Here is a 19,363-nt window from a genome sequence, read left to right on the forward strand (position 1 = left end):
AACGCGATGGTAGGGGCCGACCGCGATGGCGTCAAGCCGCTCCGGTCAAGTAATTCACGACTCCGTCACGGGGGCGGACAAGCGATCGGGACGGTCGGAAAACACGCCGGAAACACCCCAATCCAACAGGCGCCGAGCTTCCGCGCGGGAGTTCACCGTATAGACCATTACCGCCAAACCCGCCTCGCATACGGCGGTGACATCTTCCTCGGTCAACCCGTTGCGTGACAGATTAAGCGCAACGCAGGACAGTTGCCGCGCGGTATCGACGGTAGCCTGCGTAAGACACTCCGCCAGCAAGGCCCGCGGAAGGTCGGGAGCTTCCTCGATGGCGGCTTCGAGCGCTTCAATGGAAAAGGACGACAGCAGAACCTGCTGGCCAGTTGCGCCGGCGGCACGCAGCGCACGCCCGACGACCTGCCCGGTCTGCCTGTCATGGCCGACAGCCGGCTTGATTTCCACGTTGGTAGCCAGCCCGAGGCGCCGGCAGCTTTCGAGGGCCGCGGCAAAGGTGGGAATCGTCTCGCCGGCGAAGGCCGGATGGAAGCGACGACCAACATCGACGGCCGCCAACTCCGCCGCGCTCAGTTGGGCAACCTGCCCCGGGACACCGGCGGTGCGCTCCAAGGTTTCGTCGTGAATCAGGAAGGGCTGGCCATCCGCGGACAGCATCACATCGAATTCTACTGCCCGGCAACCGAGCCGGGCGGCGATCTCGAGGCCGGCCAGGGTGTTTTCCGGCGCCAGCGCACCGCCACAGCGGTGCACCAGCAGCTCAGGCCACGCCCAGCCGGTCATAGTCGCCCGAGCCTCGATCAGTCCAGCGCGCGCGAGCGGGTCACCGCATTGTCGAGGGCCAACTTGGACGGCTTGCGATCGTCCCAGACGGACTCCAGCTCTTCCTCGATGATGCGACGGACCGCGGCGCGCTGCGGGTAGCTGCTCGCCCGGGACACGGAGCTCACCGGCTTGTGGGTCAGCTGCTGCACGCCGATGCGGATAGCGGCCAGGTCATCCGCCAGCAGGCGGCTTTCAGAAGCCAGCAGGCCGGCCCGGTTGAGGGGCAGGTAACCCGCGGTGCGCTGCCATTCCACCTGGCTCTCGCTGCTCAGCCAGAAGCTTACGAAACGGGCGATGGCCTTGTACTCGGCCGGCTTCTTGCCCGCGCCGATCCACATTGCCGGACCGTCGGCAAGGGTGTTCTGCGGCGCACCGTAATAGTCTTCATGGTACGGCAGCGTCGCCACGCCAACCTCGAAGCCGGCCTGACGCTGCAGGGTCGGGAAGGCGGCGGAAGGCGCGGTAAGCACCGCGCACTCGCCCTTAGCGAAGCGCTCGGTGGCTTCGTCGTCGCGGCCGAAGAGGTGCAGGTAGCGGGCCTTGACCCAGGAAGACAGCATCGCGACGTGCTTGACCTCGAGCATCCCGTTGATGGTCAGGCTGGCCTTCTTGCCTTCGGAGACAACCGGCTCGTTGTGCCAGGCGCTCATGTTCTCGACCAGGATCCAGGCCGGCTGGGCGGTGGTGTAAGGACAGGTGGCTCCGTGCGCAACCAGCTGGCCGAGGGTCTTCTGCAGGGCCTGCCAGGTCTTCGGCGCGTTATCCGGATCGACACCCGCATCGCGGAAGGCCTGCTTGTTGTAGAACATCACCGGGGTCGACAGACCGACCGGCAGGGCAACCAGGCGATTGGCGCCGTCGAGCGGCGTCGGCGTCATCATCGCCGGCGCGCGCAGGGTGTCGAGGTGCTCACCGGCATCCTTCATGACCTGGTGGAGCGGACGGTAGCGCGGCGCACCGCTCAAGAAGCCCGGCAGATCCCGCTCGCCAAGGATCATCATGTCCGGCAACGCACCGTCGTTCCAGCGGCGCTCACGCACCACCACCTTGACGGCCGGATTGGTCGCGTTGTAGCGATCGACCAGTTTCTGCAGCTGCTCGCCCTTGTCGGCGCCCAGGCTGTGCACCAACTCGACTTCTTTCACGGCGGCATCCGCCGGCGTGACACGGGAGGCCTGGGGTTTGGCGGCCGGCTGCGATTTGGCAGCGGCCATGACCGGGGAGACGCACACAGCGCCGAAAGCCGCCAGCAGGGCGGTACGACTGAAGATATTCATGGGGAAGGGGTCCATCGACAGGAAGACGCGAATCAGGCGCTGATTATAGTAAGAAGCGCCCTGCTCCGCCCGCCCGGATTCGTGACAAGACGTTCAAGTCCCCCGCGCAGGGGCCGTTTACGGGTCAATGCAACGCGACCCGCGAGCCATGACGAGACTCTCCCTGCGCCTCACGTTTCCGATTATCGCAGCCGCCGCCCTGCTCGGCGGCTGCGAACGCCTGGGCATCCCCGACCCGAGCAAGGCCGCCGCCCAGACCGAGGCCGAAGGCAAGGCGATCGGCAGCGCCTGCCGGCACGCGGGGCGCGCCATCGAAGACTGCTTCACGCTCAACCAGGGCGCATCCAAGGCCTCAGTGTTTGCCGGCTGGAAGGAAATGAACGACTACATGGCGGAGAACAAGATCGGTGAGGTCGCACCGCAGCTTCCTCCGCCCCCACCGCCCGGAGCCAAGCCAGCCAAGGCCAAGAAGGCGGAAGCCGAAACACAGGACGACAGCAAGGACAGCGAGGACACCGCCAAGGCCGACGCGGCTGAAGAAACGCCGCGCAAACGTCGCCGCTCCAGCGAATGACGGCGTCGGCGCGGCCTATCCGGCGGCAGTATCTTGCCCGGGCAGGCCGCGCCACCAGTCGATGAACGCATCCACCGCCATGGCTGGCGCATAAAGATAGCCCTGCGCACAGTCGCAGCCCATGCCGGCCAGCATGCCTTCCGTTTCGGCGTCCTCGACGCCTTCCGCCACTACCTCCAGGCCGAAGGCGTGCGCAATGCGGATCATCAGCTCCACGATGGCGCGATCGCTCGTCGACTCGACGATGCGCTCGACGAAGGACTTGTCGATCTTCAGTTCGTCCACCGGCAGACGGCGCAGATAGTCCATGGACGAATAGCCGGTTCCGAAATCATCCAGCGCCACACGCCCGCCGGCCACCTTCAGCGCCTCCAGCGTACGCACGGACATGCCTTCGCTCGACACCAACCCGCCCTCGGTCAATTCGAAGCACAGCTTCGACGGGTCGATCCGCCAGGTCTCGCAGGTCTGGCGGATGAACAGGGGCAGCTCCGGATCCTTCAGGTCCTCCGCCACCAGATTCGCCGACACCCGCAGCGGGCAGGCGGCAGCCTCCAGCGCGGCGAGGCTCTGCGCCGCCTGCTGGATCACCCAGCGCGACAGGTCGGCCATCAGCCCCAGCCGTTCGAGAACACGCAGAATCCGGGCAGGCGACACCACCCGCCCTTCCCCGTCCGTCCAGCGCAGCAGGGCTTCGGCGCCCACCGGGCGCCGGGACGGCAAGGCAACCTGCGGCTGCAGGTAGAGCTGGAACTGACGCGCTTCGAAAGCCCGCGCCACTTCGGTCTCGAAACGCGCATCACCATCGGCCTGGCGCGCCACGTCAGGGCAATACACGTCGAAGAGCTGACCTGAACGCCTGGCCACGTTGACAGCCATTCGGGCGGCCTTTTCCAGCGCCAGTACATCCCGAGCTTGTTCGGGTGCCCAGCTGCCCCCCGCACAAAAGCGTCCCCGCAAGGCCGGAAAGACATTGCCACGCGCCGCCTCACAGGCATCCACCAGCTTGTAGGCAGCCAGCGACACCTGTGCCGCCGCGCGCAGATCGGGAAGGATCACCGCCCACTCGGCATTGCCCAACGCGCACAGGACGTCCCGCGGGCGCAATACGGCCCGCATCGCGTCGGACAAGGCCAGGCGCAGGCGGTCCTGCTCATCCAGTGCCAGCACATCGGCCGCACCACCCCACTCTGCGGCAACGACCACGAGGCCCAGCATGCAGTCCTCGCCGGCCTTCCTCAGATGCTCCTCCAGCAGGAGCAGGAAGCGGCGCCGGTTGGGGATGCCAAGCACGGGGTCACCATCTTCAGCACTGATTCGGAAAGCCTGCTCCTGCTCGACGGTCGCCTCGGCCAGCACACCACCGAGACAGAGCCCAAGGCGTACCAGCGCAGCCTGGATGTCCAGTTCGAGACGATGGGCCACATGGCGCTCGCCAAGCAGTTCGCCCTGACACTCCGCCAGCAGCGCTTCGATCGCCAGGAACGGAAACTCGGCCACCGCACCGGCGAAATAGCATTCGAGCCAGCGGACCACCAGGCCCTGCAGCCAGGCCGGCGAGAAATCCCATTCGGCAAAGCCGGCCAGATCGGCACAGAAGGTCCCCAACGGAGGGCCACCTTCGTCCTCGGCAAGGCCCGCGAAGCGCGCGGCCAGGCTTGCAGCCAGGGCTGGTGGATCGATGACACGGCCGAAGGCCCGGATCGCCGCCTGCTCGGACAGCCCGATACCGTAGCGCAGTAGCAGGCGCGCCAACGCATCTGCGTCCAACGTTGATACAAAGGGGCTTCCGGGGCGCACGGGCAGCGTATTCATGCCAGATAGAACTCCGAAGGCACCACACCATGAGCCCCCGGCGGCAGAGCCTTCACGATGAAATACTGCTCGCCCACCGCGCCCGGCCGATCGTATAGAAGGTCCACCGTCTGCGGATAAGCGTTCGGCTGTTTGTCGGGCCCGAGCAGGATCATGACTTTCGGCTTGAGGCGGCGGATGCGGTTCTGGGCGACGACGACGGCAACCTCGCCGGAGTTGAGCTCGACCAGCATTCCCACCGGGTAGAGGCCAATGCACTGCACGAACTGATCGACCAGGCTCCCCGAGAAGCGGCTGCCGCGCTGGGCACGCACCGCATCGAGGGCGGCCTGCGAGCTTTCCGCCGGCCCATAGGGCCTTTCGCGGGTCATCGCACAATAGATATCGCAGATGCCGGCGACCTCCCCCATGATACCAATGGCCGCCCCGCTCAACCCCGCCGGATAGCCACTGCCGTCCAGGCGCTCATGGTGCTTGGCGACGATATCGAGCATCAGCGGACTTGCATGGGGCGACGCGGACAGGATCTGCCGCGAGTAGCCCACATGGGTCTTGAATATCTCGTACTCCATGGCCGTCAAGGCACCAGTCTTCTGCAGCAGCCGGGCGGGCAGGCGCAGCTTGCCGACGTCCTGCAGCATGCCCGCCATCCCCAACGTCGCGATGCCATCCTCGCTGAGGCCCAGGGCGCGACCGAAGATCATCACGTGGGCCGCCACGTCGAGGGAATGGTCGTAACTGTAGCGATCCATCTGCTTCAGGCGCACCAGCCACAGCAGCGCATCCGGATTGCGGGCGACGCTCAGCACCATCTCAGCGACCACGCTGCGCACGCGCTCCAGATCAGGATTCAGGCTGCGCTGCACATCGGTCGCGATCTGCTCGAGCACACACGTGGCGCGCTCCATGACCGGCAGTGCCGCGGCGATCTCCGTCTCGAGTGGCGTTTCCGTTCCGACGACATACGCTCCCGCCGCCGCATCGACGCGCCGTACTTCCTCCTGTCCTTCCAGCCCACCCGAACGCAGCGCCCGCAACAGCGCGAAAAAATCGAGGGGACGGCGCCGGGAAACCACTTCGGCCTGCAGGACACCCGGAACCGGCCGGAGCCCTCCCGGCCCTTGCTGCTCCTGCGGATCGGCGCGCCAGGCATCACCCACCGAGCGGCTCCGGTCTACGTACACGAAGCGGCACTCCCGTCGCACCTGTTCGAGCATCGTCTCGTCCTCGATCAGGAAGCCCTGCAACAGGAACGACGACTCGAGCCAGGGACGATCCAGTTCGGCCACGAACATGCCGACACCAAGGTCACGGGCGGCTACGATTTCCCTCAATGCACTTCTCCCGGACGACAAAAGCCCTCTTGGTCAAGGGGCCGGATTCGTGAACCGCTGGTGTATGGCCTCGATCCCGGTGAGCACGGCTTCCGGCAGCTTCAATTCGGCAGCCCTCAGGTTGGCGTCGAGCTGGGCGACGGATGTCGCTCCGAGAATGGTACTGCCCACCAGCGGCTGGGCGGCCACGAAGGCGATCGCCAATTCGGTCCCCGTCAGGCCATGCTGCTGGGCCAGGTCGACATAGGCCGCCACTGCGGGACGGACATTCGGCTTGTCGTAACGCTGCCCGAAACCAGGAAACAGGGAAATACGGCCGGACGCCGCGGGATCTTCCAGGTACTTTCCAGTCAGGTGTCCGAAGGCCAGTACGGAATACGGCAGCAGGCTGACCTTCTCGCGGAAGCACACCTCCGACAGCCCCTGCTCGAAGACGCGATTGAGCAGGCTGTAGGCGTTCTGGATGGTTGCGACGCGCGGCAGCCCCAGTTCACCGGCAACCCTCAGGAACTCCATCACCCCCCAGGGATGTTCGTTGGACAAGCCCACGTAGCGGATCTTGCCCTCCTTGACCAGTCCACCGAGAACCTCCAGCTGCTCGCGGATCGGCGTCGCCGGTCGCTCCGCCGCAGGATCGAAACGCGATTGCCCGAACATCGGCTGATTACGGGCAGGCCAGTGCAACTGGTACAGATCGACGTAATCGGTGCCTAGCCGCCGGAGGCTGCCTTCAAGCGCGGTCCGGATGTTGTCCCGATCGAGCGCCTGCGGACCGCCGCGGATCCACCCCATCCCGCGCGCCGGTCCGGCCACCTTGGTGGCCAGCACGACCTTGTCGCGGGCCTGCCCCTTCAGCCACGAACCGACGATCGACTCGGTCGCCCCATAGGTTTCGGCCTGAGGCGGCACCGGGTACATCTCGGCGGTATCGATGAAATTCACACCGCGGGCAAAGGCCGCATCGAGCTGGGCATGCCCTTCCGCCTCGGTGTTCTGCCGGCCAAAGGTCATCGTCCCGAGGCATACGGGCGACACCTGCAAGTCGCTGTTCCCCAGCCTGCGATAGTCCATGAACACACTCCCAAACCCGGCAAAGAGACGGCTCCGCCGCAACGATCGGTTATCATCCGCCACCAGTCGGCCAGCCCGCCACGCCGGTAAATGGCAGCGGCAGCCCCTGAGTATTCCGGAATTCTACACATCCATCCTGCTCCGACACTCATCCAGCCCTTCATGTCGTCTGTCAACCAGCCTCACCCGGCACTCGGCGTTCTCGTACAGTGCCGGCCCGGCTTCGAAGCCGATGCCGCCCAGGAACTCCAGGCGGAGAGCCGCCGCCTCGCCGGCCGGGTCGAAGCACACGCCAACAGCGGCTTCGTTTACCTGGCGCTGGACACACCGGCTCCCCACGACGAAGTGCGGCGCCGCCTGGACATCTCCCGGCTGATCTTCGCGCGCCAGGCCTTTCAGGTTCTGGCCATCGTCGCCGATCTGCCCGAGCGCGACAGGCTGACGCCCCTGAAGCAAGCCATCGAGTCCTTCGGCGAACGCTTTTCGGATCTGCTGTTGGAAACCCCGGATACCAACGACGGCAAGGAGCAGTCGGGCTTCCTGAAGCGCTTCGGCCCCCTGCTGCAGACCGCGCTGCTCGAAACCGGCCTGCTGCGCCCCGACACGCCGCACCTGCCGCGCCTGCATCTTTTCCTTGTCGGCAACCGGCAGGCCTGGCTCGGCCTCAGCCTGCCGAGCGAATCCTCGCCGTGGCCGATGGGCATTCCGCGCCTGCGCATGCCGAAGGAAGCACCGAGCCGCTCCACCCTAAAGCTCGCCGAAGCGATCCTCACGCTGCTGACCCCGGACGAACAAAAGACCACGCTGCGAGCCGGCCTGCAGGCCGTCGACCTGGGCGCCTCGCCCGGCGGCTGGAGCTGGCAGCTGGCTAGTCGGGGGCTGCGGGTGACCGCCATCGACAACGGCCCCCTCGCGCCGTCGGCGCTGGCAACCGGGCTCATCACGCACCAACGCGCCGACGGCTTCACCTGGCGCCCGAAGAAACCGGTGGAGTGGATGGTCTGCGACATGGTCGAGCAGCCCTCGCGCATTGCGCCGCTGATGGCCGAGTGGATCTCCAGCGGACGCTGCCGGCACACGATCTTCAACCTCAAGCTGCCGATGAAGCGCCGGCAGGAGGAAGTGGAACGCTGCCGCGCCCTCATCGACCAGCGCCTGCGCCCTGCCGGCATCAAATATACATTGCGAATCAAACACCTTTACCACGACCGTGAAGAGGTTACGTGCTATCTGACGCGGCGCTGACGGCTCTCCGATGTATAATGTTCGACTACTTAAATGCTGCGGTGCACTAAACAAACAGCACCGCCATCGTGACCACATCCATGTCGTTTTCCGAACTCGGGCTCATCCCTGAAATCCTGCAGGCCGTCACCGACGCCGGCTACTCCGAACCCACCCCGATCCAGCGCCAGGCGATCCCCGTCGTTCTCGCTGGACACGACGTCATGGGCGGAGCCCAGACCGGCACGGGCAAGACCGCAGGCTTCACGCTGCCGCTGCTGAACCGCCTGGCCCGTCACGCCAGCACCTCGACCAGCCCAGCCCGCCACCCGGTGCGCGCCCTGATCCTGGCGCCGACGCGCGAACTGGCGATGCAGGTGTTCGAGTCCGTCAAGTTGTACTCCAAGCACCTGCCCCTGCGCAGCACCTGCATCTATGGCGGCGTCGACATGAACCCGCAAATCCAGGAACTGCGCCGTGGCATCGAGATCGTCGTGGCAACACCGGGCCGCCTGCTCGACCACGTCCAGCAGAAGACCATCGCCCTCGGCCAGGTCGAGTTCCTGGTCCTCGACGAAGCCGACCGCATGCTCGACATGGGCTTCATCCCCGACATCCGCCGCATCCTTGCGCTGCTGCCGGCCAATCGCCAGAGCCTGCTGTTCTCGGCCACCTTCTCGGACGAGATCAAGAAGCTCGCCGACCAGATGCTGAAGAATCCGCAGCTGATCGAAGTGGCTCGCCGCAACATGGTCAGCGAGACGATCACCCACGTCGTCCACCCGGTTTCCAGCGGCCTCAAGCGCAATCTGCTGGCCCATCTGATCCGTCACGAAGATCCGTCCAACCAAGTGCTGGTTTTCGTGGACACCAAGTTCGCCTGCAGCCGGCTGGCCCACTTCCTCGAACGCCACGAAATCTCCGCGGACTCCATCCACGGCGACAAGAGCCAGCAAGCACGCACGGAAACCCTGGACAACTTCAAGAACGGCAAGATCCGCGTGCTGGTCGCAACCGACGTGGCCGCACGCGGCCTGGACATTGAAGACCTGCCCTCGGTGATCAACTTCGAACTGCCACATACAGCGGAAGACTACGTCCACCGCATCGGCCGAACCGGCCGGGCCGGCAAGAAGGGCAAGGCCGTCTCCCTGGTCAGCGCCGAGGAGCGCCACCGCCTGGCCGACATCCAGAAGCTGATCAAACTCGAGATCCAGCAAGAGGTCGTTCCCGGCTACGAGCCTGAAGTGGACTTCTTCGAGGGTGAAGCGGCACGTCGCCGCAAACCCGCTGCGCCGGCGGCGGCCCGTCAGCAGCCCGACAACGCCTCAGCGGGCGATCGTCGCAAGCGCACTACCGAGCGAGAACGCCCCGCTCCGCGCGGCCGCCAGCCGAATCACATCGCACCGGACGGCTTCGACTTCAGCAAGCCCTATGAAGCCCCGACGCACGCGCCTCAGCAAGGCAGTTCCGCGCCTGCAGCAGCAGGGCGTGACATCCACAAGGCCCAACGCCCCATCGCCTTCCTGCTCGGCGGCCTCGGACGCAAGGCCTGACAGCCCTCTGTGGCAATGCCGCTTTCAGCATTGCCACCACCAAAAGCAAAAAAGCAAAAAGCCCTGATTTCTCAGGGCTTTTTGCCATGTATTCTTGGGGCGACATACCGGTTTCGAACCGGTGACACCTGGAATCACAATCCAGTGCTCTACCAACTGAGCTAATGCCGCCACTGATTCAGTGGGCTTTTTGCACCTCCCGGAGGAGATGTAACCCCAGCAAAAAAGCCAACCCTCATGAGCTGGCCTAAATGCTTGTTTCTTATGGTGCCGCTGACCGGAATCGAACTGGTGACCTTCGCATTACGAATGCGCTGCTCTACCGACTGAGCTACAGCGGCTCCAAGAAGTCGACAATTATATATACGAAGGCTACGCTACGCAAGTGGAACTTGCGTAGCGTAGCCTTCCAAACCACTCACCACCAAGTCACTCACGAATGATCCGCCAGTTGACAACCCGGGGATCCCCGGACTCAGCAACCGCTTGCTCAAAGACCACCATCTTGCCGTCCGCGGTCGTCCCGATGATGACGATCTTGTTGCCGAGACGTACCAACCTGATCCCGGTCAAGCCGGTAGAGCCTCCCTCCAGGTACTGCACGGGAGTGCTGAGGCTACTCGAAGTCGTATAGAGAACCGACTGACCCGTCCCATAGTTCACCGAATAGGTACGGGACGTACCTGTGACATTGCAGGGATCACTATTTAGCAAAGAGCCCGTCCAGCTCAAAACGCCGTCAAAAGTCTGCAGGCCGACGATGATCCGCTCCCTCACTGATCCGGAAGCTCCCGTCAGATCGTAGAACCAGCCCATCGGTTTCGATTCCGTCAGCTTGGCCCCTTCAATCAGATTACTGGCCTGGCTCATCAACGAACGCGTCGCCGGAAAACTCCCGCCCGAAGGAAACGCCATCTGGTTGCCGGCAGTACCATAAGCGGTACTCTGCGTGCCATCCCTGATCGCATAGACCGTCTGAACCTGCGAGTTCGGTTGATCCTCCGATGCGAGCAGGCGCCCCGTGCCAACGAAAACGTAACGCTTGAGATCATCTGCCGAATACTCGACCCGCGGAATGGCGGTCACAGGCTGAGCGGTCCCGTCCGGTGACACCAGTGTTGCAATCTTGGTCGGACTGGGAATAGATCCAGAACCGGTGAGATCGAAGCGCCATACATTGCCATTCAAATCCCCCCCGTAAACATAGTCGACGGTGTAATCCTGATAATTGGGAGTGAATCCGGCTATCTGTGCCAGACCAGCCGGACTGGTAGCCGACCCAACCCCCGTGTAAACCGCCTGCAGCAGCGCCCCGTTCTGCGGATTCACGACAAACAACACACCCTGCCCCGCGTTGGGACCGGAAATGTTGTTATACCCCCCTGTCAGCAAGACCACCCACCCCCATTTGGTCGTCTTGACGATCAACGGTTGGCCGAAGCTGTAGCCCATGTCGGCATGGGAGAACTCCCACAGGACCTTGCCCGCGGCATCAGCTTCCGTCATGCCAGCAGTGACGTCGGTTACATCCACTCCGATATAGCTGCGCCCCCCTTTGCCTTCACCCACCACCAGCAAGGTACGCCAATTGAATGTTGAAACATCGGTGGGGACGCTCCCGCCAGACCGGGAAAAATCAACGCTGCGAACCTCGGGCGTCGCATTCATGTAGTAATGGTGGGAATAGGTCGGCCGCGCAAGCGCCTGAATACCGCTCGTTTCAGGCACATCATCGGGCCCGGCGTAGAGCGCGTACGGCACGACAGCAAACAATTCGTTACCGGCATTGGCGGTGCTGCTCGCATCGAAAGCATGCAACATGCCGTCATTTGCTCCGACATAAACCACCGGGGTCCGACCCTGCTTGCTGCTCACAAACTGGGAATAGCCCGGATTGTAGGCATCGCCATACCCCTCGTTCGGCGCTCCCACATAAACGACCTGCGAATCTACGATATCCCCCAGGAGGCTTTCTCTTTGGCGATAGAGCTTTGTCGTCGACGCCGTGCTTTCGTAAGTCCGGTCACCCCGCAGATAGTTCAGCACCTGCTGTCCATCCACGTCATTGCCCGTAGGCGCAACCGACGTTTTGCTCAGATTCAACTTCTGCTTGACGCCCAGGCTGGCAAAGCGAAAAGTGGCACCCATCAGATTCGCCGCCGTGATCGCCGCGGATTCATCCTTGGCCACCAGGGTCACGATCTTGCGTGCGGTATCCCAGCCGGAACCTGCCGCGAGCGTACTCAGCTTGGTCGCCGCACTCCATAGCGTCGTAGTTACCGGCTGGCTGCCGCTGTCAAAAGACGTGATGGACGACGCCAGTACATCCCCTTTCCAAGAAGATGCATCGTAGGTGCCCACATAGGAATTTCCTCCACCCGATGCCAAATTCAGTTGCGGAGAAGACAGGGCCGAACCTGCACCGGCCCCTGAACCCGAAGCGATGCTCTTGAAAGCGCTCTGCAGGCCTGAGACCATTGCATCAGGGGTGTTGGCAGGGAAATAATTGGTGGGCAACGGACTTGCAGTCTTGTTGTTCAGCGTGTCCGAATAGGTACGCGCTGGAGTCCCATCTGCCTTCTTTTCATACCAGGTGTCGTTGGCCGCATCAAACGGCCCCACGGAACCGTCCGACTTCTTATAACCGCCATACTTGGTCGCCAGCCAGTACTGGTCGTTCTTCATGTTCGGAATGGTGGCCTCCAGGACATCCATCCAGTAGGTAGTGATGTTCTGAACGCCCGCGAGGTCACTCCGAATGTCGCTGCTATGGGCATAGTAGGCAATACCTGCTATGAGGTAACTATTCTCATTAGGGTTGCTCGGATTTACGGACTGGTTCTGCCTGGTAGTGCCCAAGCTGCCGCCGAGCCCTTCAAGAACACCAACCTTGTTCGTCCAACTGACCGCCGTACCACCAGCCATGTCGGCATCCACTCCTGGAGCAGGAGAAGCAGCCCCGGAAAGATTGTTCAGATCATATTGCGAGTTGGTATCCCCAATCCCGATGATGTAGTTCTTCTTGCAGGACAACGCGCCCGAGGTCGGATATTTTGGATCAATCGCCGGATCAGTCCACGTCGTAAATACAGGAAAATAATCACGTAGCTGCGAATTGAGTCCAGATATATATGAAGGCGTTGGCTGGAGCGCCTTGAAATACTTTACCACCTCCGCATACAACTCGCTGACCGGATCATAGTACTTGTATTTTTGTGCATCCCGACCAAAGCGATTCAGGTAGTTAATCGTACCACTATAAGTGGCGCCCTGGATCGCATTCATGCCGTACGGATCTTTCAAGAAACTGCCAGTCGCCCCAATTTCCGACGAAACAGGCTGAATTTTTGCTCGTAAAACGCCACCATCCTTACTGCTATTCGTCACGCCATTGGCATCGGCATCATTGGCAGCAAAAAGCCCCAGATATCCGAAGGCGCCAAAATACATCTTGTCCTTGTATTGCTGTATCAGTCCGACAGGCTTCCAGACCGTCTTCGCACCATCCCCACTTGTATACTTCTGGCAATTCGCCTCCAGCAGGGAAACACCGTTCACCTTTTCGTCACGACAAACCTCGACACGCACGTCGAATTCGATACAGGGATTTGTCGTGTTCTTCAGGCATGTACTGTCTTCCGTATTCCACGCAACTTGCCCTGTCTTGGTCGCATTAGGCCAATAATAGGTGCTGCTGGACAAAGTCACTGGCCCGAACCGGACTTGCACCCCGCGCCCGCCGTTCCGGATACCAAGCGTGGTTGCCGAAACCTTCGTCAGCGTCGTATCGGTATAAGCGGCCAGATTTGCGCTTGCCAATACCCTATCCGGAAAGTTACTGGTCAGATAGCTTCCCTGCTGAGAGGCATAGGCGCGCTCGAGCACCGTAAGCCCGTAAGGCGCCGACGTCGCATCGGCAAACGCTACCGGCAGGTCCACGCTGCGGTAGCCCCCCGTCAAGGCCCAGCGGAAGGCATCGATGCCCTGCATCGTCGCCCAGTTCATGAAGTTTCCGCTCCACCGCCCCGCCTTTCCGGTACAGGAATAAGCAGCGGCCTTCGTCGTAAAGTCGGCAGGCTTGAAATAACCCGCATTACTGGAGTTATTCCCCGTCGCGACCGAAGAGTCCTTCACATAGGAATAGCACTTCAGCGGATCGAAATATCCCAGATAAAGGGTATTTCCACTGGTATCGAAAGTCGCGCCCTGGTGAGCCCGTGTAATTGCCGTCGGAAACTCCACCGACAGGGCCAGCATCACGTTGGCAGGCACATCAGAAACCCGGATCGGTTGATCGGCCAGGGGCGTCGTATCCGCCAATACACGGCCAGTCCCCACCCAAGCGATAAATCCGCTTGCAACAACCGACGCAAAAAGACGCCGGCCAGAAGCCCACGTTTTCATTTCCAGTATTCCTCGCTGCTTCATCATTTCACGCGCGTCGTCACGATTGCCTGGGCATAGGTCTGCGTATTGCGCGGACCATCGCTCCGGACAGTAATACGGTAGAGGGGCAAAGAAACGGCCCCAAGAGGATTATTGCGGGTATCGCCCCCCACCTGCACACGGTCCGACACCGAACACATGTTCTCGTTGGACGGGCCAAAATCGGTACACATCCGCTCGATCAGGAAACGGACTACATCGCCGTCTTTCTTGTCGATTGGCTTGACCGTGAACTTGGCGTCGAAGGTGGTGGCGTCCGTCAAAATGGCAGGAATGCCATTCGCGTCAGACTGCAGCAGGCGCGGTGAGTAATTCATGGCGAGCCATTTGGCTGCGTCGGCACACGCACCTGCAGCACAGCCTGTATTCGAATCGGCGAAAAGAGAAAAATTGGTGGACGTCATGACCTTGAACGCTTCGTTCAAGCCGACAGTGGAGCGATTGACGGTATCCCGCTTGAACGCCAGGTTGCCGGACAACAGTGCGGAAGTATCGACGGAGCGCAGCAGCGCCACGCCGCCCAGCATCATCACCACCAGAACCACCAGCACGATGGCCAGGATGGTTCCCCCCGATCGGGATGGCCTGGAAGAAAAGAAATTGCGTGGGATCGATGCCATGGCAACACCTAGGATTTCGGAATGGATTTCATGTTGCGCAACGGAACCACCCAGTCGAACACCTGATAGACGTAAAACTGGTCGCTCCCCGTCAAATCGCGCGTCACTTTCTTGTCATCACCGAGGTCCTTGAACAGCACCAACTGGGTGGTCTTGGCGTCCGTAGAGCCGGCCCGGGACGAACGCAGCACGACACCAATACGAATCGCCTTGATCTGGTCGATCTTCTGCTGGGTCGCCGCCTTGCCGTCCATCAGGCTGCCCGCATCCCACCCCGCCGTAGCCGGCGAAACCCACTCGTCGATGATGTTGTCGTTGGCCAACCCGCCATTGGCGCCATCGTCCAGACCGTAACGCGCCTTGAGCAGGACGACGTTCTCTCCAAAAGCCTGCACGCCACGACGTTTGAGAAGGTCATACTCGACAAACTCGCCATTGGCGTTGATGCCAAGCAGCGAGAACACCGGGTTAGCTTCCCGCCCGAGATGGAAAGCCGACGGGCTACTCGCCGTCGACGACAGCAGCCCATAGGACGAAGCGGCGGCATTCAACGTGACCACCGTGTAGGACGCCGGTGCTACGACTGCAGCCGCCGCGGGCACCACCTTCAACCCCAGCGACGCATCGCTGACGACGGCACCATTTGAAAAATCGCTGGCAGCCTGCACGATCTGACAGTCGCCCGGTTGATCGACTGCCATGGGCACGGACAGGAAAAGGTCATCGACACTTTGCGCGGCATTCTTCAAACCGAAGCCATTGGTGTTCTTGAAGGACATGAACGTACCCTTCGCATCCGACGCATAAGCCATGTCCCGATTTGCCGACGGCGAGCCGCCAGCCATGACAACGATCAGATCGGAGCCGGAGTCACCACCATCCTTGATGCCCACCGGCAACACCCGCACCGTCTGGGGAAAGTTCGCAAAGGGCTCGGGAAAGGCAGCCCCAGCCGGCAGCACTGCCGTATTGGCACGACTGACCATCAACCGGCAGCCCCACACATTGCGGCCCTGAACGAAGGACGCGCCAGCCTCCTGGAGCAGGACTTCGAGCCGGCTCCCGACGATTGCGGCCGCCTGAGTCACGTCCGCGGTGCCGCCCAGATTTCGGCGGAATGAATCGCTCGCACTGAACGACTTCAAGACCACCAAGGACGCGATAAGGCCGACGGCCAACCCGACCATGACCTCGACGAGACTCACACCGAGCTGCCGCCTCGCATGACACCGGCGCGAAACGATTTCCGAATACATGTGCGCTTCCTAGAAAAGCATGGTGCTGGTGGTGTACGAGCCCTTGACTTCGCTGGTCTTGCCATCCTTCGAAGTCGTGCCGGGCATCGTCCATTCGATGGTCACCATCGCCACCAGGGTCTGCTTGGTATAAGCGGGAGATGTCCAGTCGATGCTCACCGTGGCATTGGGCAAATAGCTCCCGCCCAGGACCCGGTCCTTGTACCAGGCCTGGAATTTCGAGCCCTTCTGGGCGTAATCCGACTGGACCGTTGCGATATCGGACATCGTCATCTTTGCCAGCAACTCGTCGGCCAGCAGTGCTGCCTCGGTGCGAAAGCGGCTGTCCGTGGCGATCTTTGTCGATGTGGCCTGAAAGCCGATCATTCCCAGGACGCCGAGCGAGAAGATCAGCAGCGCCACCAAGGCTTCAAGCAAGACATAACCCCGCAGATGCTTATTCACGGTGTGCCTCCCCATTACGGTTGCGGACAGCTGTCTGCCGGCACGAGCGGCGCACAGGCATAAGACGTCCCGGATGCAGCGGATGGATCGCACATTTTCACGGCCCCCCCCGGCGTCACGAAAACGCACAGGGCACGGTCTGCCCCGCTTCTGCTGACCCGATAGATCTGGTATTCGGTCAACCCGACCCCATCGATCGTCGATCCACGCCCGGTTCCGCTGAAGACCACGCTGGCCGGTCCGGTTATCGTGAGATCGGGCGAAACTTCGGACATCGGCTGCCCGCTTACATAGGCCAGCTTGGTATCGGCGAGCGGTTTGAAACTGCTGTCCAGCACGCGCACGGCCCAGTTCTTGCCATTGCCGGCGGCGGCAAGGGACGAGATCGCCGCAACCGAGGGCGTGTCGTTGGTCAACAGGAACTCGACCCGTGCATTGCGACGGATGGCCTCTGCCTCTGCCTGCCTCAGCCCGTTCTGCAGCCCCTCGGCCCCCACCGTCACCGAGTTGCGCAGGATCCAGTCCTTCAACGAAGGCATCCCGATGGCCATCAAGATTCCTAGAATGGTCACCGTGATCATGAGTTCCAGCAGCGTGGCGCCCGCCTGCAGCCGTTGGCCAGCCGGGGTCAGCATGATGTGACTGCCTTGCTCATCAGCCAGCAGGACTGCGCCCCGCCGACAGACGGCGTCTGGGAGGTCTTCTCACCGGCCTGGTTGATGGTGTAGGTAAAGCCATCCATGCCCTTGGCCGACGAGCCTGTCGCCGTGATCGTGAAGCTCGTCTGGGAGCAGCTGGACATGCTGACCGTGAACGGCGTGTCCGCAAAAAGGCCGCTGAACAGATCCGGACAGGTCGTGTTGCCCATCGCCGATTCGTAGGTACGATTGGAGTTGAAATACTGCTCCATGCGGACTTTCGCTTCGGACAAAGCTTCCGTCCCCTGCGCGATCTTGCCGCGGATGATGTGGTCCATATACGCAGGTACCGCAATGGCAGCGAGGATGCCGACAATCGCCACAACGATCATCAGCTCGAGCAGTGTCATGCCTTTTTCATGCTTCATCTATCCATCTCCTTTCATCGTACGATGGCATATCGCAAAGCATGACGCGAGCGTGAATCGACCAGCGGTCCGAGGCTACCGACAGACGGAAGGGCACGTGCGCCGGCCCCGCATTAAAGTGCAATCAATGTCCCTCATGGCTGCACTCCCTGTGCTTTCCGCCGGTTCTCCTTCGGCTGCGCCGCGCCGCTTTGGCCTTGCCCTGGCGTTGTCGACGCTTGCCCATCTGCTCACCCTCGCCGCCTTTACCACCAGCGGGGATCGGCCCTCGACGACGGGTGGCCGCTCCGCTCGCGACGTTCCGCTGTCCGTCACCCTGGTGCATCGGGAGCCCCAAACGGAGGCCGACACACCGCCACCCACTCCGCCCGCGCCGGACGACCCCCAAAGCGATACAAGGGGTCCGAAGCCCATGCTCGCGGACGCCCCGGCTCTCGACGAAGTTCCGGGTCCGCTTCCAGCGACCACCACCGCCCCGGCTCCGGCGGACGCCACACCTGTCGACGAAGCAGTCCACCTCCAGGGCCCCGCAGCGTCCCAGCACATTCCGCCCCGCTTCATTCCGATGGCCGAGCTGACCCGCCCGCCGGAGCTGATCAGCTACGTGGATGAGAAACGCTGGCCGCGCATGCCGGGCGTACCGGCGGGCTCGTTCCGCCTCGAAGTGTCGGTCGGCACCGACGGACTCGTGAAAGAGGTTCAACCGGAGTGCGAGGAAGCACTCTGCGAAGCCGCCCGCATCTACGTGGACATCGTCAGCAACTGGCGCTTCCTGCCCGGTGAAGTGCTGGGTACGCAGGTTCCCAGCCAGATCGTCTTCGAGTTCCAGGTGAAGGGGGACAGCAACTTCCCCGGCATCGATCAGCAGCCCGCGCGCCAGTAATCCGGCCGGCCGAACACCCCGCGCAGATGATCGATGAGCAGCCGCACCCGCAGCGGCAGGCGACGGTTCTGGGGAAAGACGGCGTAAATGCCGGTGGCCGGCGCGGCCCATTCGTCGAGCACCGACACCAGGGCTCCGTTCGCCAGGTCGCTCTCCACCTCCCACATGGAACGCCAGGCCAGGCCGATGCCGCCGAGCGCCCATTCGTGCAGCACCGTACCGTCGTTGCACTCGAAACGCCCCGACACCTTGACGGTGCGCGCCCGGCCCGGCGCGTCGAGATCGGCAAACACCCAGCCCCGCTGCGGATCGAGGGACAGGCAGTCGTGACGGGCCAGTTCATCCGGGGTTTCCGGAATGCCGTTGCGGGCCAGGTAGGACGGGCTCGCCACGACGACCCGCCGGTTGTCGGCGAGGCGCACCGACACCAAGCTCGAATCGCTCAGCTCGCCGATGCGGATCGCGCAATCGACGCCTTCGTTCACCAGGTCCACCAGGCGGTCGCTGAGATCGAGGCTGCAGGTCACCTCCGGATTGGCGGCCAGGAAATCCCGCACCAGCGGCGCCACATGACGCCGGCCAAAGCCCGCCGGTGCCGACACCTTGATGTGTCCGCTGGCCTTCACGCCACCCAGGCTCACCGACGCCTCCGCATTGGCGAGGTCGTTGAGGATGCGCTGGCAATCCTCCAGGAAGGCACTACCCTCGAAGGTAAGACTCAGCTTGCGGGTGGTGCGCACCAGCAGCTTCACCCCCAGGCGCTCCTCCAGCGCATCGATGCGCCGCCCCATCATCGCCGGCGTCACGCCCTCGGCGCGGGCCGCCGCCGACAGGCTGCCGCGGGTCGCCACGCTGACGAAGGTTTCGATTTCCTTGAAGCTGCTCACTTGATACTAAAAGTAAAAAATCATTTGATTTTATTATGGCTTCTTTTTTGTTTAGTCATTGAATAAACTT

General features: G+C 62.5%; 16 protein-coding genes and 2 tRNA genes. 4 read left to right on the forward strand and 14 right to left on the reverse strand.

Annotated elements, in window-relative coordinates:
- Positions 1-54: 54 nt before the first annotated feature.
- Both ugpQ and AC3QL2_RS02380 read right to left on the reverse strand, forming a co-directional pair.
- Entirely contained in the window at positions 55-798 is a 744-nt protein-coding gene (ugpQ, locus tag AC3QL2_RS02375; RefSeq protein WP_493233679.1) for a glycerophosphodiester phosphodiesterase, read from the reverse strand.
- A gap of 17 nt (positions 799-815) precedes the next feature.
- Complete coding sequence (locus tag AC3QL2_RS02380) at positions 816-2,117, reverse strand: extracellular solute-binding protein (RefSeq protein WP_493233681.1); 1,302 nt, start codon at positions 2,115-2,117, stop codon at positions 816-818.
- Positions 2,118-2,265: 148 nt separating this feature from the next.
- Here AC3QL2_RS02380 and AC3QL2_RS02385 point away from each other — a divergent pair, with 148 nt between their 5' ends.
- Positions 2,266-2,691: a hypothetical protein gene (locus tag AC3QL2_RS02385; RefSeq protein ID WP_493233683.1), complete on the forward strand. Its 426-nt coding sequence runs from the start codon at positions 2,266-2,268 to the stop codon at positions 2,689-2,691.
- Positions 2,692-2,706: 15 nt separating this feature from the next.
- Here the strand turns inward: AC3QL2_RS02385 and AC3QL2_RS02390 are convergent, their stop codons facing one another.
- The 3 genes from AC3QL2_RS02390 to AC3QL2_RS02400 are packed head-to-tail and all read right to left on the reverse strand — an operon-like array spanning position 2,707 to position 6,911.
- Positions 2,707-4,506, reverse strand: a complete 1,800-nt coding sequence (locus tag AC3QL2_RS02390) for a putative bifunctional diguanylate cyclase/phosphodiesterase (RefSeq protein ID WP_493233685.1) — start codon at positions 4,504-4,506, stop codon at positions 2,707-2,709.
- Positions 4,503-5,840 carry an HD-GYP domain-containing protein gene (locus AC3QL2_RS02395; protein ID WP_493233687.1) on the reverse strand — a complete coding sequence of 446 codons (1,338 nt, stop codon included), beginning with the start codon at positions 5,838-5,840 and terminating at the stop codon, positions 4,503-4,505. Before AC3QL2_RS02395 ends, AC3QL2_RS02390 begins: the two co-directional genes overlap by 4 nt.
- Before the next feature lie 33 nt (positions 5,841-5,873).
- Positions 5,874-6,911 carry an NADP(H)-dependent aldo-keto reductase gene (locus tag AC3QL2_RS02400; protein ID WP_493233688.1) on the reverse strand — a complete coding sequence of 346 codons (1,038 nt, stop codon included), beginning with the start codon at positions 6,909-6,911 and terminating at the stop codon, positions 5,874-5,876.
- Positions 6,912-7,073: 162 nt separating this feature from the next.
- Between AC3QL2_RS02400 and rlmM the strand changes: the two genes are divergently transcribed.
- Positions 7,074-8,156: a 23S rRNA (cytidine(2498)-2'-O)-methyltransferase RlmM gene (gene rlmM, locus AC3QL2_RS02405; RefSeq protein ID WP_493233690.1), complete on the forward strand. Its 1,083-nt coding sequence runs from the start codon at positions 7,074-7,076 to the stop codon at positions 8,154-8,156.
- 80 nt (positions 8,157-8,236) lie between these two features.
- Entirely contained in the window at positions 8,237-9,691 is a 1,455-nt protein-coding gene (locus AC3QL2_RS02410) for a DEAD/DEAH box helicase (protein ID WP_493233691.1), read from the forward strand.
- 95 nt (positions 9,692-9,786) lie between these two features.
- Here AC3QL2_RS02410 and AC3QL2_RS02415 read toward each other — a convergent pair.
- The 8 genes from AC3QL2_RS02415 to AC3QL2_RS02450 form a co-directional block, all read right to left on the reverse strand.
- Positions 9,787-9,862, reverse strand: a tRNA-His gene (locus tag AC3QL2_RS02415).
- Positions 9,863-9,956: 94 nt separating this feature from the next.
- Positions 9,957-10,032 (reverse strand) — tRNA-Thr (locus tag AC3QL2_RS02420).
- Positions 10,033-10,120: 88 nt separating this feature from the next.
- On the reverse strand, positions 10,121-14,095 hold the full coding sequence (locus AC3QL2_RS02425) for a pilus assembly protein (RefSeq protein WP_493233692.1): 3,975 nt from the start codon (positions 14,093-14,095) through the stop codon (positions 10,121-10,123).
- 23 nt (positions 14,096-14,118) lie between these two features.
- Positions 14,119-14,757, reverse strand: a complete 639-nt coding sequence (locus AC3QL2_RS02430) for a hypothetical protein (protein WP_493233694.1) — start codon at positions 14,755-14,757, stop codon at positions 14,119-14,121.
- Positions 14,758-14,765: 8 nt separating this feature from the next.
- Positions 14,766-16,013: a PilW family protein gene (locus tag AC3QL2_RS02435; RefSeq protein ID WP_493233695.1), complete on the reverse strand. Its 1,248-nt coding sequence runs from the start codon at positions 16,011-16,013 to the stop codon at positions 14,766-14,768.
- A 9-nt stretch (positions 16,014-16,022) separates the two neighbouring features.
- Positions 16,023-16,457, reverse strand: coding sequence for a hypothetical protein (locus AC3QL2_RS02440; RefSeq protein WP_493233696.1), 435 nt, complete (start codon positions 16,455-16,457; stop codon positions 16,023-16,025).
- A 14-nt stretch (positions 16,458-16,471) separates the two neighbouring features.
- On the reverse strand, positions 16,472-17,092 hold the full coding sequence (locus tag AC3QL2_RS02445; RefSeq protein ID WP_493233698.1) for a GspH/FimT family pseudopilin: 621 nt from the start codon (positions 17,090-17,092) through the stop codon (positions 16,472-16,474).
- A complete protein-coding gene (locus tag AC3QL2_RS02450; protein WP_493233700.1) occupies positions 17,086-17,523 on the reverse strand; it encodes a type IV pilin protein in 438 nt (145 codons plus the stop codon). The genes AC3QL2_RS02445 and AC3QL2_RS02450 overlap by 7 nt, the downstream gene beginning before the upstream one ends.
- Before the next feature lie 412 nt (positions 17,524-17,935).
- On the opposite strand from AC3QL2_RS02450, the gene AC3QL2_RS02455 reads away from it, so the two are divergent.
- Entirely contained in the window at positions 17,936-18,406 is a 471-nt protein-coding gene (locus AC3QL2_RS02455; RefSeq protein ID WP_493233702.1) for a hypothetical protein, read from the forward strand.
- On the opposite strand, the gene AC3QL2_RS02460 is transcribed toward AC3QL2_RS02455, so the two are convergent.
- Entirely contained in the window at positions 18,385-19,293 is a 909-nt protein-coding gene (locus AC3QL2_RS02460; RefSeq protein WP_493233703.1) for a LysR family transcriptional regulator, read from the reverse strand. The two genes, AC3QL2_RS02455 and AC3QL2_RS02460, sit on opposite strands and share 22 nt — an antisense overlap.
- Positions 19,294-19,363 lie beyond the last annotated feature (70 nt).

This window comes from Zoogloea sp. GW822-FHT05C07, from assembly GCF_058800215.1.

Excerpts from the sequence above, each read along its gene's own strand:
- AC3QL2_RS02455 (WP_493233702.1), top strand. The coding sequence starts at position 17,936 with ATGCTCGCGGACGCCCCGGCTCTCGACGAAGTTCCGGGTCCGCTTCCA.
- AC3QL2_RS02380 (WP_493233681.1), bottom strand. The coding sequence starts at position 2,117 with ATGAATATCTTCAGTCGTACCGCCCTGCTGGCGGCTTTCGGCGCTGTG.
- rlmM (WP_493233690.1), top strand. The coding sequence starts at position 7,074 with ATGTCGTCTGTCAACCAGCCTCACCCGGCACTCGGCGTTCTCGTACAG.
- ugpQ (WP_493233679.1), bottom strand. The coding sequence starts at position 798 with ATGACCGGCTGGGCGTGGCCTGAGCTGCTGGTGCACCGCTGTGGCGGT.
- AC3QL2_RS02425 (WP_493233692.1), bottom strand. The coding sequence starts at position 14,095 with ATGAAAACGTGGGCTTCTGGCCGGCGTCTTTTTGCGTCGGTTGTTGCA.
- AC3QL2_RS02430 (WP_493233694.1), bottom strand. The coding sequence starts at position 14,757 with ATGGCATCGATCCCACGCAATTTCTTTTCTTCCAGGCCATCCCGATCG.
- AC3QL2_RS02390 (WP_493233685.1), bottom strand. The coding sequence starts at position 4,506 with ATGAATACGCTGCCCGTGCGCCCCGGAAGCCCCTTTGTATCAACGTTG.
- AC3QL2_RS02450 (WP_493233700.1), bottom strand. The coding sequence starts at position 17,523 with ATGAAGCATGAAAAAGGCATGACACTGCTCGAGCTGATGATCGTTGTG.
- AC3QL2_RS02410 (WP_493233691.1), top strand. The coding sequence starts at position 8,237 with ATGTCGTTTTCCGAACTCGGGCTCATCCCTGAAATCCTGCAGGCCGTC.
- AC3QL2_RS02385 (WP_493233683.1), top strand. The coding sequence starts at position 2,266 with ATGACGAGACTCTCCCTGCGCCTCACGTTTCCGATTATCGCAGCCGCC.
- AC3QL2_RS02400 (WP_493233688.1), bottom strand. The coding sequence starts at position 6,911 with ATGGACTATCGCAGGCTGGGGAACAGCGACTTGCAGGTGTCGCCCGTA.
- AC3QL2_RS02435 (WP_493233695.1), bottom strand. The coding sequence starts at position 16,013 with ATGTATTCGGAAATCGTTTCGCGCCGGTGTCATGCGAGGCGGCAGCTC.
- AC3QL2_RS02445 (WP_493233698.1), bottom strand. The coding sequence starts at position 17,092 with ATGCTGACCCCGGCTGGCCAACGGCTGCAGGCGGGCGCCACGCTGCTG.